The organism is Aeromonas diversa CDC 2478-85 (assembly GCF_000819805.1).
GTDB lineage: Bacteria > Pseudomonadota > Gammaproteobacteria > Enterobacterales > Aeromonadaceae > Aeromonas > Aeromonas diversa.
The window spans coordinates 446,854-458,950 of the sequence record NZ_CDCE01000020.1; the positions used below are offsets into that span (position 1 = coordinate 446,854).

General features: G+C 58.2%; 13 protein-coding genes and 6 tRNA genes. All 19 read left to right on the forward strand.

Annotated features, from left to right (window positions below; genetic code table 11):
• Positions 1-162: 162 nt before the first annotated feature.
• The 19 genes from ruvA to BN1121_RS07085 all read left to right on the forward strand — a co-directional run bounded on the left by ruvA (position 163) and on the right by BN1121_RS07085 (position 12,075).
• On the forward strand, positions 163-777 hold the full coding sequence (gene ruvA / locus BN1121_RS06995) for a Holliday junction branch migration protein RuvA (RefSeq protein ID WP_005352470.1): 615 nt from the start codon (positions 163-165) through the stop codon (positions 775-777).
• A gap of 11 nt (positions 778-788) precedes the next feature.
• Entirely contained in the window at positions 789-1,799 is a 1,011-nt protein-coding gene (gene ruvB, locus BN1121_RS07000) for a Holliday junction branch migration DNA helicase RuvB (protein ID WP_005352468.1), read from the forward strand.
• A gap of 920 nt (positions 1,800-2,719) precedes the next feature.
• Positions 2,720-4,276 (forward strand): cytochrome ubiquinol oxidase subunit I, encoded by a 1,557-nt coding sequence (locus BN1121_RS07005; RefSeq protein ID WP_005352465.1) that lies wholly within the window; start codon positions 2,720-2,722, stop codon positions 4,274-4,276.
• Positions 4,277-4,288: 12 nt separating this feature from the next.
• Positions 4,289-5,425 (forward strand): cytochrome d ubiquinol oxidase subunit II, encoded by a 1,137-nt coding sequence (gene cydB, locus BN1121_RS07010; RefSeq protein ID WP_005352463.1) that lies wholly within the window; start codon positions 4,289-4,291, stop codon positions 5,423-5,425.
• A gap of 15 nt (positions 5,426-5,440) precedes the next feature.
• Complete coding sequence (gene cydX, locus BN1121_RS19260) at positions 5,441-5,551, forward strand: cytochrome bd-I oxidase subunit CydX (RefSeq protein ID WP_005352460.1); 111 nt, start codon at positions 5,441-5,443, stop codon at positions 5,549-5,551.
• Positions 5,544-5,852 (forward strand): cyd operon YbgE family protein, encoded by a 309-nt coding sequence (locus BN1121_RS07020; protein ID WP_005352458.1) that lies wholly within the window; start codon positions 5,544-5,546, stop codon positions 5,850-5,852. The genes cydX and BN1121_RS07020 overlap by 8 nt, the downstream gene beginning before the upstream one ends.
• Before the next feature lie 96 nt (positions 5,853-5,948).
• Complete coding sequence (gene ybgC, locus BN1121_RS07025) at positions 5,949-6,344, forward strand: tol-pal system-associated acyl-CoA thioesterase (RefSeq protein ID WP_005352455.1); 396 nt, start codon at positions 5,949-5,951, stop codon at positions 6,342-6,344.
• Positions 6,345-7,034 carry a protein TolQ gene (tolQ, locus tag BN1121_RS07030; RefSeq protein WP_005352452.1) on the forward strand — a complete coding sequence of 230 codons (690 nt, stop codon included), beginning with the start codon at positions 6,345-6,347 and terminating at the stop codon, positions 7,032-7,034.
• Positions 7,034-7,480 (forward strand): protein TolR, encoded by a 447-nt coding sequence (gene tolR / locus BN1121_RS07035; protein ID WP_005352448.1) that lies wholly within the window; start codon positions 7,034-7,036, stop codon positions 7,478-7,480. The genes tolQ and tolR overlap by 1 nt, the downstream gene beginning before the upstream one ends.
• A gap of 11 nt (positions 7,481-7,491) precedes the next feature.
• A complete protein-coding gene (gene tolA / locus BN1121_RS07040) occupies positions 7,492-8,556 on the forward strand; it encodes a cell envelope integrity protein TolA (protein ID WP_005352445.1) in 1,065 nt (354 codons plus the stop codon).
• A gap of 71 nt (positions 8,557-8,627) precedes the next feature.
• Positions 8,628-9,947, forward strand: coding sequence for a Tol-Pal system beta propeller repeat protein TolB (tolB, locus tag BN1121_RS07045; RefSeq protein ID WP_005352443.1), 1,320 nt, complete (start codon positions 8,628-8,630; stop codon positions 9,945-9,947).
• A 45-nt stretch (positions 9,948-9,992) separates the two neighbouring features.
• Positions 9,993-10,514: a peptidoglycan-associated lipoprotein Pal gene (gene pal, locus BN1121_RS07050; protein ID WP_005352441.1), complete on the forward strand. Its 522-nt coding sequence runs from the start codon at positions 9,993-9,995 to the stop codon at positions 10,512-10,514.
• 11 nt (positions 10,515-10,525) lie between these two features.
• Entirely contained in the window at positions 10,526-11,317 is a 792-nt protein-coding gene (gene ybgF, locus BN1121_RS07055) for a tol-pal system protein YbgF (RefSeq protein ID WP_005352439.1), read from the forward strand.
• 175 nt (positions 11,318-11,492) lie between these two features.
• Positions 11,493-11,568 (forward strand) — tRNA-Lys (locus BN1121_RS07060).
• Positions 11,569-11,586: 18 nt separating this feature from the next.
• A tRNA-Val gene (locus BN1121_RS07065) sits at positions 11,587-11,662 on the forward strand.
• 45 nt (positions 11,663-11,707) lie between these two features.
• Positions 11,708-11,783 (forward strand) — tRNA-Lys (locus BN1121_RS07070).
• A 9-nt stretch (positions 11,784-11,792) separates the two neighbouring features.
• Positions 11,793-11,868 (forward strand) — tRNA-Val (locus tag BN1121_RS07075).
• A 46-nt stretch (positions 11,869-11,914) separates the two neighbouring features.
• Positions 11,915-11,990, forward strand: a tRNA-Lys gene (locus BN1121_RS07080).
• Between the two features lie 9 nt (positions 11,991-11,999).
• Positions 12,000-12,075: transfer RNA gene (locus BN1121_RS07085), tRNA-Val, on the forward strand.
• The last annotated feature ends 22 nt before the right edge of the window (positions 12,076-12,097 follow it).

Genomic DNA, 12,097 nt, shown 5'->3' on the forward strand with positions numbered 1-12,097 from the left:
CGGTGATTCCTCTCTGTGGGCTTATGGGGAGTGGGACTGGAATGAGTATTGCCCTGAGTTCGGAAAGTCGCCATTCCCCGTCGAGCGCGGCAGACATGCTGGATACCCATCCAGTTATTCTTTATGCTATGGCCAGTTTTATCGCCGGTTGAGGTAGGAAGCGTGATTGGTCGTCTGCGTGGCATCGTGATTGAGAAACTCCCCCCCGAAGTGGTGCTGGAGGTGGGAGGTGTCGGCTATGAGGTGCATATGCCCATGAGCTGCTTCTACGATCTGCCGGATATCGGCAAGGAGGCGAGCATCTATACCCACTTCGTGGTGCGTGAGGATGCGCAGCTGCTCTACGGCTTCAACCACAAGCAGGAGCGGGCCCTGTTTCGCGAGCTGATCAAGGCCAACGGCGTGGGCCCCAAGCTGGCCCTGGCGATCCTCTCCGGCATGAGCGCCAGCCAGTTTGTGCTGTGCGTGGAGAAAGAGGACATCACGACGCTGGTGAAGTTGCCCGGCGTTGGCAAGAAGACCGCGGAGCGGCTGGTGGTTGAGCTGAAAGATCGCCTCTCGGGGTGGGTCAGTCAGGATCTCTTTACTCCGGCAGCGGTGAAGTTGCCCGAGACGAGTGCCACCTTGCGTGAGCCGGATGCGGTGGAAGAGGCGGCCAGCGCCCTGGTCGCGCTAGGTTACAAGCCGGCCCAGGCCAGCCAGGTGGTGGGTAAGGTGGCCAAAGAGGGGATGACGGTCGAGGCCATCATCCGTGATGCGCTGCGAAGCCTGGTGTAACGGGGTAAGTCATGATCGAAGCCGACCGTCTTATCTCTTCCTCGGCCTCAGGCCGTGACGAGGATCTTATCGATCGCGCCATCCGCCCCAAGTCGCTCTCTGACTACAAGGGGCAGGATCACGTACGCGAACAGATGGAGATCTTCATCGAGGCGGCTCGCCAGCGTGGTGAGGCCCTCGATCATCTGCTCATCTTTGGCCCACCCGGGCTTGGCAAGACGACCCTCGCCAACATAGTGGCCAACGAGATGGGCGTGAACATCAAGACTACCTCGGGCCCCGTATTGGAGAAGGCCGGCGATCTGGCCGCCCTGCTGACCAACCTCGAGCCCAACGACGTGCTGTTCATCGACGAGATCCATCGCCTGAGCCCTGTGGTGGAGGAGGTGCTCTATCCCGCGATGGAGGACTACCAGCTCGACATCATGATAGGGGAGGGGCCGGCGGCGCGCTCCATCAAGCTGGATCTGCCCCCCTTTACCCTGATCGGCGCGACCACCCGGGCCGGCTCACTGACCAGTCCTCTGCGCGATCGCTTCGGCATAGTCCAGCGTCTCGAGTTCTATAGCGTGACCGATCTGGCCGATATCGTTGCCCGCAGCGCTCGCTGTCTGGGGCTCGATATGGCGGCCGACGGTGCCCACGAGGTGGCCCGCCGCTCTCGCGGCACACCGCGTATTGCCAACCGGCTGCTGCGCCGGGTACGCGATTTTGCCCAGGTCAAGTCGGATGGAACCATCGATGGGGTCATAGCGGCGCGGGCCATGGATATGCTGGACGTGGATAACGAGGGGTTCGACTTCATGGATCGCAAGCTGCTGCTGGCGGTGATCGACAAGTTCCTCGGCGGACCGGTTGGGCTCGACAACCTGGCGGCAGCGATCGGAGAAGAGAAAGACACCATCGAAGATGTGCTGGAACCCTATCTTATCCAGCAAGGGTTCTTGCAACGTACCCCCCGCGGCCGTATTGCGACTCCGCGCGCTTACCTCCACTTCGGCCTGGAGCGCCCGGAAAATTGAGTAAAACGCGCCACTTCGTTACAAACCGCCTCTTGGGGCGGTTTTTTTATGGCTGACAAAAAAAAGCCCACGGCATATGCGGTGGGCAAGACAATTCAGGATGGATGTTCACATACAGGATTAGGCGCGGCAGAGAGCCGGCGCTGAGGTCATTGGGGACCTTACAGGCGGTTCAGCTGATACATCTGAACAAAAGAAAGCTTGTAATAACGAAGGGTGCGCTCAACAAACTTTTTCATCTCGTCGTCACTCACAACAGGGTGGATGGAACCGTGGCAAGCTGGCCTGTCAACGCGGGACTATCATGCCGGGCTTAATCTGCGAGGCGAATTCTAGGGAGCCGCGATGGCTGGGACAAACGAGAAAAATTGACGAAATTCAGTTAGAAAAACTAATCCTTATAATCATCCAGAAATTCAACATTCTGATGCACTTTTGTAAGTAGAATCGTCTCTTTATATCCCAGAATTATAAAGGGAGGGGCTGCTGAAAAAAGGGTTTTTTGAGTGCTTTGTCATGGTCGGCTACAATAAATGGGTTATTTGAAAAATTCCTTATACAGCAATGTGTTGCAATAATGTTGAAGTGTGACTTAGCTCACTTTGTAAGCGTGTCGCTATACTGCAAGATGTATTTTTGATGGTTGTTTTGTCGCCTGCTTCACATTGATTTTCGTCAAATAAAGGTGATATAACACGGCGGTATTTTTGCGTCTTTACTGAGACAAAAAAGTTGTTTATTGCATGTTAAACATTAGCTTTTTTGTTTCTTTTTGTTGCCGTTAAGTTAACAGTGTGGCGCATTTTTGGTCTTGTGCATGGCGTTTATTTTTACTGACCCAAGCGTGCAGAGGACCTGCTGATCGGAAGCTTTTCATTAACTACCCCAACAGCCGTGCCAATAATCGGTGAGGAAACATCATGATTGCTGAGCATGTGGTTGATCTGTCGCGGCTTCAATTTGCCGCGACGGCACTCTATCACTTCCTGTTTGTACCCCTGACGCTAGGGATGGCCTTCATCCTGGCGATCATGGAATCGGTCTATGTCATGACCAACAACCCTGTCTACCGGGACATGACCAAGTTCTGGGGCAAGTTGTTCGGTATCAACTTCGCGCTCGGTGTCACCACCGGCTTGACCATGGAGTTCCAGTTCGGTACCAACTGGGCCTATTACTCCCACTATGTGGGCGACATCTTCGGTGCTCCTCTGGCGATCGAGGGCCTGATGGCCTTCTTCCTCGAGTCTACCTTCGTCGGCATGTTCTTCTTCGGCTGGGATCGCCTGACCAAGCGTCAGCACCTGGCAGCCACCTGGCTGATGGCGCTGGGAACCAACCTCTCCGCCCTCTGGATCCTGGTTGCCAACGGCTGGATGCAAAACCCGGTCGGTGCCGAGTTCAACTTCGAAACCATGCGCATGGAGATGGCCAGCTTCGCCGAGGTCGTCTTCAACCCCGTGGCCCAGGTGAAGTTCGTGCACACGGTCGCTGCCGGGTACACCACCGGCGCCATGTTCGTGCTGGGTATCTCCTCTTACTATCTGCTGAAGGGGCGGGATGTGGCGTTTGCTCGTCGCTCCTTTGCCATCGCGGCGGCCTTCGGTATGGCCTCTATCCTCTCTGTCATCGTGCTGGGTGACGAGTCAGGTTATGAGACCGGTGAGGTACAGCGGGTCAAGCTGGCTGCCATCGAGGCGGAGTGGGATACTCACCCGGCGCCGGCCTCCTTCACCCTGTTCGGCATTCCGAACCAGGAGGAGATGCGCACCGATTACGCCATCAAGATCCCTTATGCCCTCGGTATCATCGCCACCCGCTCCCTCGACGAGCAGGTGACCGGGATCAAGGATCTCAAGAGCGAGCATGAGCTACGCGTACGTAACGGTATGACCGCCTACGAGCTGTTGACCAAGCTGCAGTCCGGTGACAAATCTGAAGAGACCCAGGCCCGCTTCGATGAGGTGAAGCAGGATCTCGGTTATGGTCTGTTGCTCAAGCGCTACACCGACAAGGTGACTGACGCCAGCGACGAGCAGATCAAGGCTGCCGTGGATGACTCCATCCCGCATGTGCTGCCGCTCTTCTTTACCTTCCGCATCATGGTCGCCTGTGGCTTCCTGATGCTGGCGCTGATCGGTGTGGCCTTCTATGACAGCGCCCGCCACCAGATCGGCAAGCGCAAGTGGCTGCTCAAGGCGCTGTTGTGGGGGATTCCGCTGCCGTGGATCGCCGCCGAGTGTGGCTGGTTCGTGGCCGAGTATGGTCGTCAGCCCTGGACCATCTCCGAGGTGCTGCCGACCTTCATGTCTGCCTCTAATGTGCCGGCCTCCGAGATCTGGTTCTCCCTGATCGGCATCTGCCTCTTCTATACCGTGCTCCTGATCATCGAGATGTACCTGATGTTCAAGTATGCCCGTCTTGGCCCGAGTAGCCTCAAGACCGGCAAGTACCACTTCGAGCAGCTCAAGGCATAAGGAGAGCCACTCATGTTTGATTACGAAATTCTGCGTCTCATCTGGTGGGTACTGGTCGGTGTTCTGCTGATCGGTTTCGCCATCACTGACGGCTTCGACATGGGGGTGGGTAGCCTGCTCCCCTTCGTCGGCAAGAAGGACGTGGAGCGCCGCGTCATGCTCAATACCATGGGACCTCACTGGGAAGGGAACCAGGTGTGGCTGGTGACTGCCGGCGGCGCCCTGTTTGCCGCCTGGCCTTATGTGTATGCGGCCGCCTTCTCCGGCTTCTACGTGGCGATGATCCTGACTCTGATGGCGCTCTTCTTCCGTCCGGTCGGTTTCAAGTACCGTTCACTGCAGACCGACCCCAAGTGGCGCAGCACCTGGGACTGGTGCCTGTTTATCGGCAGCGCGGTACCGCCCGTCGTGTTCGGTGTGGCCTTTGGCAACCTGCTGCAAGGGGTCCCGTTTAGCTTCAATCAGTTCCTGATGGTGACCTATACCGGCAACTTCTTCGGCCTGCTTAACCCGCTCGGCCTGCTGGCCGGTCTGGTGAGCCTCTTCATGATTGTCACTCAGGGCGCGACCTGGTTGATGATGAAGACCGAAGGAGAGGTGCTGGCTCGCTCTCGCACCGCCGCCATGCTCTGCGCGCTGATCACCCTGGTGCTGTTCGCCATCGGTGGTCTCTGGGTGAGCGGGATGGAGGGCTATGTGCTGGTGAGTTCTGGCGGCGGTAATGCGCTGTCTAACCCCCTCAATAAAGAGGTGGTGTTGGAGGCCGGCGCCTGGATGAAAAACTACGAGCTCTACCCCTGGATGATGGCCGCTCCGGCCTTGGGCCTGGCAATGAGTCTGCTGACTGCCTTGTTTGCCAAGCTCAACAAGGGGTGGGTGGCGTTCCTCTGCTCCTCCCTGGCGATCGCCGGCATCATCCTGACGGCAGGTTTCTCCCTGTTCCCGTTCGTGATGCCCTCCAGCCTGGAGCCGTCCCATAGCCTGACCATGTGGGATGCAACCGCTTCCTTCAACTCCCTCAAGGTGATGACGGTGGTGGCGGCCGTGTTTGTGCCCCTCGTGCTGAGCTATACCCTCTGGACCTACATCAAGATGTTTGGCCGCGTCAGCACCAAGCATGTAGAAGAGAACCAGCACTCGCTGTATTGATAGGAGAGCAACAGAATGTGGTATTTCACCTGGATCCTCGGTCTCCTGCTGGCGTGTGCCTTTGGCATCATTAACGCCCTGTGGCTTGAGCACACCGAGAACATGGATCGCACGATCGATGAGTAACGCCCTCCTTGCCCGGCTCTATGCTCCCCTGTGGCGCCAGCCGTGGCAGGGGCTGCTGTTGGTGACCGCCGTCTTGCTGGCGGTCGCCATACTGCAGGCGCCTCATCTGGTGGCAGCCAACACCAGTGGCCTCGGCCATTGGGTGGCACCGCTGCTGATGTGGGCCGTGTGTGCCGGCTTGATCAACGGCATGGGGTTTCATCCCCGGTCACCTGTGGTCAGGCTACTGCTCTGTCCCTGGCTCGCCTGGCCCCTCATTTTGTGGGGTCTCTGGTTGACCCGGACATACTTTATTGCATAAAAAACGGGGGAAAGCTGAGCTTTCCCCCGTTTCTTTCCTGTTCAGGGCTGAGCTATCATAGGCGCCCATCTTATTGTCGTATGGATCACAGATTCCATGTCCGATTCTTTCGTGTTTCCGGTCCGCGTCTACTACGAGGACACGGATGCCGGCGGCATTGTCTATAACGCTAACTACCTCAAGTTTATGGAACGTGCGCGTACCGAGTATCTGCGCGTGCGTGGCATTGAGCAGGACGTGCTGTTGGCGGAAGGGATCGCTTTCGTGGTCACTCGTACCGAGATCGATTTTCGCAGTGCTGCCCGTTTCAACGAGCTGCTCTCGGTGGTAACCCGGCTCGCCGCGTGCAAGCGGGCCTCCATACGCTTTGAACAAGAGATTTTTGCCGGTGATGGACGACTGGTTACCCGGTCCCAGGTGCAGATCGCCTGCGTTTCCATGCCGCAAATGAAACCCGTAGCCATACCTGAACATGTAAAGGGAGTGCTGTAAGTGCACGCTGAAATTTCGTTTATTGGGCTCTTCTGGCAGGCCAGCCTGCTGGTCAAACTGGTGATGTTGACCCTGATGGGGATGTCGGTGACCTCGTGGGCGCTGATCATCCAGCGAACCAAGGTGATCAAGGCGGCCCAGCTCGCCTCGGAGCAGTTCGAAGATCGCTTCTGGTCAGGGGTCGACCTCAACCGCCTCTATCAGGAGTCCTCTTCCCGCCGCGATGATATCGAAGGCATGGAAGACATCTTCTACTCCGGCTTCAAGGAGTATGCTCGCCTGCTCAAGGCCGGAGCCCGCAGCCAGGAGGCGGTGATGGACGGCACTTACCGTGCCATGCGCGTCTCCCTCTCTCGCGCCGTGGACGATCTGGAATCCAACCTGCCGGTGCTCGCCACCATCGGCTCCATCAGCCCCTATATCGGTCTGTTTGGTACCGTCTGGGGGATCATGAACGCCTTTATCGCCCTGGGTCAGGTGCAGCAGGCTACCCTGCAGATGGTGGCGCCGGGTATCGCCGAGGCCTTGATCGCCACCGCCATCGGCCTGTTTGCGGCCATCCCGGCTGTGGTGGGATATAACCGCTTCTCCAACAAGGTAGAGAAGCTGGAAAACGCCTACGTCAACTTCATGGACGAGTTCACCACCATACTGAACCGCCAGATTGCACAGCAGCAGGGTGAGCGCTAATGCAGACCTATCAACGGATCCGGCGCAAGAAGGTGGCCGAGATCAACGTGGTGCCCTATATCGACGTCATGTTGGTGCTGCTCATCATCTTCATGGCGGTGACCCCAGTGATTACCCAGGGGGTGAAGGTCGACTTGCCTCAGGCCGAGTCCGAGCAGCTGCCTGAAGATGCCAAGCCGCCCTTCATCGTCAGCGTCACCGCAGAAGGGGAGTACAACATCAAGGCCGGCGAGGCCGACTCCGAACCTGTGCCGCCCGGTGACAAGGGCGCCATGGAGCAGTACATCACCGAGAAGGCGATGGGTTATCTCGCCATCAATCAAGGTGCCCCCGTCGTGGTGGCCGGCGACAAGTCGGTGCGCTATGAAGAGGTGATCCTGTTGATGGTGGCCCTGAAGAAGGCCGGGGTGCCCCAGGTTGGTCTGATGACCGAGTCACCCAACTAAGGGAGTGGGATGTGAAGCGCGGATTATCGAGTTACGTCATTGCGTCGCTTCTGCTGCACCTCATCATCGGCATCGTGTTGCTGGTCGGTCTCGACTTTAGCAAACCCAAGCGACCGGCGGCTTCGGGACAGATAGTCCAGGCCGTCATGCTCGATGACAACTTCCTCAACCAGCAGGCCGAGCAGATCCAGCAGAAGCAGGCCAAGCAGCAGGCGGCCAAGCAAGAGAAAGAGGACGCCGAGCGTACCCGCCGCGAGGCGATCGAGGAGCAGCAGCGCAAGCTGGAGGCCGAGCAGGAGCGCAAGGCGACCGAAGTGGCCGAGCGCAAGGCCGAGGCCGAGAAACAGATGAAGATCGCCGAGCAGAAGCGAACCGAAGAGAAGGCCAAGGCCGCCGAAGAGGCGCGTAAGGTCGAAGAGGTTCGCAAGGCGGAAGAGGCCAAGGCGCTGGCCCTCAAGAAAAAGAAGCAAGAGGAAGAGCGCAAGAAGGTAGAGGCCGAGAAGAAGGCAGAAGCCGAGAAGAAAGCCAAGGCAGAGGCCGAGAAGAAGGCCAAGGCAGAGGCCGAGAAGAAGGCCAAGGCAGAGGCCGAGAAGAAGGCCAAGGCAGAAGCCGAGAAGAAAGCCAAGGCAGAGGCCGAGAAGAAGGCCAAGGAAGCGGCGGCCAAGAAGGCCAAAGCCGATGCCGAACGCAAGCGCAAGGCTGAAGAGGCGCGCATGCAGGCTGAATTGGAAGCCCAGATGCAGCAGGGGCTGGAGGCGGAAGCCGATGCACGTGCCCAGGCCCGATCGGGGCAGGTCGCCGGTGAGGTAGACCAGTATGGCGCCATGGTCGTGGACACGATTCGACGCTACATGCTGATCGATCAGACCATGCAGGGTAAAACCTGTAACCTGGCCCTGAAATTGGCTCCAGATGGCTTTATCATATCGGCGGATATTGCCGGGGGTGACCCTGGGGTCTGCCGGGCGGCCAAGGCGGCGGCCCTGAAGGCGGGCAAGGTGCCCGTGCCCAAGGACCCGACGGCTTTCGCCAGAATGAAAGATATCAATCTGCTGGTCGACCCGTTCGGCGGCTGATGAGGGGGGAGCCTTGGCTCCCCTTGGTAGAGTGGTTGTTTTTCTAACCTCCAAATGGAGTTGAACACGCGATGTTGAAACGGCTGGTTTTATTGTTCGTGAGTGCCTTCCTGCTCACCTCTCCTGCCCATGCGGCACTGGAGTTGGTGTTGACGGGGGGGATCGATAGCGCTCGCCCGGTGGCGGTGGCGCCGTTTAAGTGGACCGGTGAGGGTCAATTGCCCCAGGATGTGGCGGAGATCATCTCCTCGGATCTGCTGCGCAGCGGCAAGTTCAAGCCCCTGACTCGTCAGCAGATGCCCCAGTCTCCCTCCACCAGCGCCGAAATCAACTTCGGTCCCTGGGCCTCGCAAGGGGTTGAGGCGGTCGTAGTGGGTTCCATCGAGCCGGCCGGTGGCGGTTATCAGATCCGCTTCGAGCTGGTTGACGTGCTCAAGGGGCAGGCCCTCAAGGCCATGGGAGGCGATGCCAATGGCTATGTGCTCGACAGCCGCACCGCCACCGTGCCGGCCGCCCAGCTGCGCCAGTTTGCCCACCGTATCTCCGATATCGTCTACGAGCGTCTGACCGGTGAGCGCGGTGCTTTCCTGACTCGTCTGGCCTATGTGGCCATCGAGCGCGGCACCCAGTACCCCTATCAGCTGCGTATCTCCGACTATGACGGTTACAACGAGAAGACCCTGCTGCGCTCCCGTGAGCCGCTGATGTCTCCTTCCTGGTCGCCCGATGGCAGCAAGTTGGCCTATGTCAGCTTCGAGAACCAGCGTCCCGAGATCTATGTCCAGGATATCTACACTCAGCAGCGTTCTCTGCTGACCAGTTTCCGCGGGATCAACGGGGCGCCCAAGTGGTCTCCGGATGGCAGCCGCCTGGCTGTGGTGCTCTCCAAGGATGGCCAGCCGGACATCTACATCATCGACGTGGCCAGCAAGCAACTGCGTCGTGTGACCGATAGCCGCTCCATCGATACCGAGCCGGCCTGGCAGGATTCCCAGACCCTGCTTTTCACCTCAGAACGTGGTGGCAAACCCCAGATTTATAGCGTAAATTTGGCGTCTGGTATGACTCGCCGAATGACATGGGAGGGTGAGTCCAATCAGGGTTCCTCGGTGACTCCGGATGGCAAGTCGATGGTGGTAGTGACCCGCATGCAGGGTCAGTATCGGATCGCTCGTCAGGATCTCGAGAGTGGCGGCCTGATGGTCCTCTCCCAGAGTGCGTTGGACGAGTCGCCCAGCGTGGCGCCCAACGGTAGCATGATCATCTACACCACCGTCTACCAGGGGAAGAAAAGCCTGGCACTGGTGTCCACAGATGGCCGCTTCAGAGCAGTGCTGCCCACCAGCACTGGTGAAGTCCGTGCTCCGGCATGGTCTCCCTTTCTAAACTAATAAAAGTGCCTTTTTTGTTTTGTAACAAAGGTTTAAGGAATTAGCATGCAACTCAACAAACTGCTCAAGGGCTTGGCTATCGCTCTGCCGCTGTTCACTCTGGCGGCCTGTAGCTCCACCTCTGACTCCGACGCCTCCGGTGCCGAGTCTGGCATGGGCGCCAATGGTGGCGTCATGACCGGTGGTGCCGACGGTATGCTCTCCCCGGAAGAGCAGATGCGTCAGCGTATGGAAGCCCTGCAGCGTGATAACACCATCTACTTCGGCTTCGATAGCAACGAAATTCAGGGTCAGTACGCCGACCTGCTGGATACCCACTCCAGCTACCTGCGTGAAAACCCGGCCGTTAAGGTGCTGGTAGAAGGCCACACCGACGAGCGCGGTACCCCCGAGTACAACATCGCCCTGGGCGAGCGTCGTGCCAAGGCCGTTGCCAAGTACATGCAGACCCTGGGTGTGCAGGCTGACCAGCTCTCTATCGTCTCCTACGGCGAAGAGAAGCCGCAGGATCCCGGCCACTCCGAGGATGCCTATGTCAAGAACCGCCGCGCGGTTCTGGTCTACTAAGGTTTAGACGGATGAAGTGTGTGTATAAGACGGCGGCCATCACGGCCGCCCTTTTATTTCAATTCCAGGTCATGGCAGCCGCTCCGGTCAGTGAGCTGGGTGGTGGTGCCGTTACCCTGAGCGGCAACAACGGCGCCATCGTCCCCACCGGCAGCCTGGAGGATCGGGTGGCCCTGCTTGAGCGTACGCTCAACGCGCGTCTGCGGGTCCAGGCCGAGCTGCAGCAGCAGGTAGACTCTCTGCAGCAGGAGGTGGACTCCCTGCGTGGCCAGCTGGAGCAGCAAGGCTACCAGATGGAGCAGTCCGAGCAGCGCCAGCGTCAGCTCTACCAAGAGCTCGACAAGGTGAACACGGCCCAGCAGGCGGCGCCTGCACCGGCTCCCGCCGCCAACGGCACTGCCGCACCGCAAACCAACTACTCCAGCAATCTGGATGAGAATCAGGCCTATGACGCCGCCGTCAACCTGGTGCTCAAAGAGAAGAACTACGACAAGGCTATCCCGGCCTTCCAGGGGTTCATCAAGCAGTACCCCAACTCCTCCTATGCCCCCAACGCCCACTACTGGCTGGGGCAGTTGCTCTTCAACAAGGGGGATCGTGCGGGTGCCAAGGGGCAGTTCCAGACGCTGGCAAGCAAGTATCCCAAGTCGCCCAAGCGGGCCGATGCCCTGCTCAAACTGGGCATGCTGTCGCAGCTCGAGGGCAAGAAGGCGGATGCCAAGGGCTTCTATGAACAGGTGATCAAGGGCTATCCCAGTACCTCTGCGGCACAACTGGCTCAACAGAGCCTTTCAAAGCTCTGATTTGTCGATTAAAAACGCAAGCGGCGTGAACCAGGTGTTAACTTTGCATCAAATTGTACGCGCCGCGAGCAAACGGATTTAAATCACGATTTTTCTGTTGCGTCAGAGAATTAAATCCGTAATATAAGCCGCCGTTGGCGCCGCTGGATTAAACCGGTAGCGACGGCTGATGAGTGGGTCGTTAGCTCAGTCGGTAGAGCAGTTGACTTTTAATCAATTGGTCGCAGGTTCGAATCCTGCACGACCCACCACTTTAAAGCAGTATCCCAGGTCGCTTAGCTCAGCTGGGAGAGCACCTCCCTTACAAGGAGGGGGTCACTGGTTCGATCCCAGTAGCGACCACCAGATTGAAGATGCCTGGCTTAGGCGGGGCAGTACAAAAAGTTTCGTGGGTCGTTAGCTCAGTTGGTAGAGCAGTTGACTCTTAATCAATTGGTCGTAGGTTCGAGCCCTACACGACCCACCACGAATCCCAGGTCGCTTAGCTCAGCTGGGAGAGCACCTCCCTTACAAGGAGGGGGTCACTGGTTCGATCCCAGTAGCGACCACCAAGTTGAAGATGCCTGGCTTTAGGCGAGGCAATACAAAAAGTTTCGTGGGTCGTTAGCTCAGTTGGTAGAGCAGTTGACTCTTAATCAATTGGTCGTAGGTTCGAGCCCTACACGACCCACCACGAATCCCAGGTCGCTTAGCTCAGCTGGGAGAGCACCTCCCTTACAAGGAGGGGGTCACTGGTTCGATCCCAGTAGCGACCACCAAATTGAAGATGCCTGGCTTTAG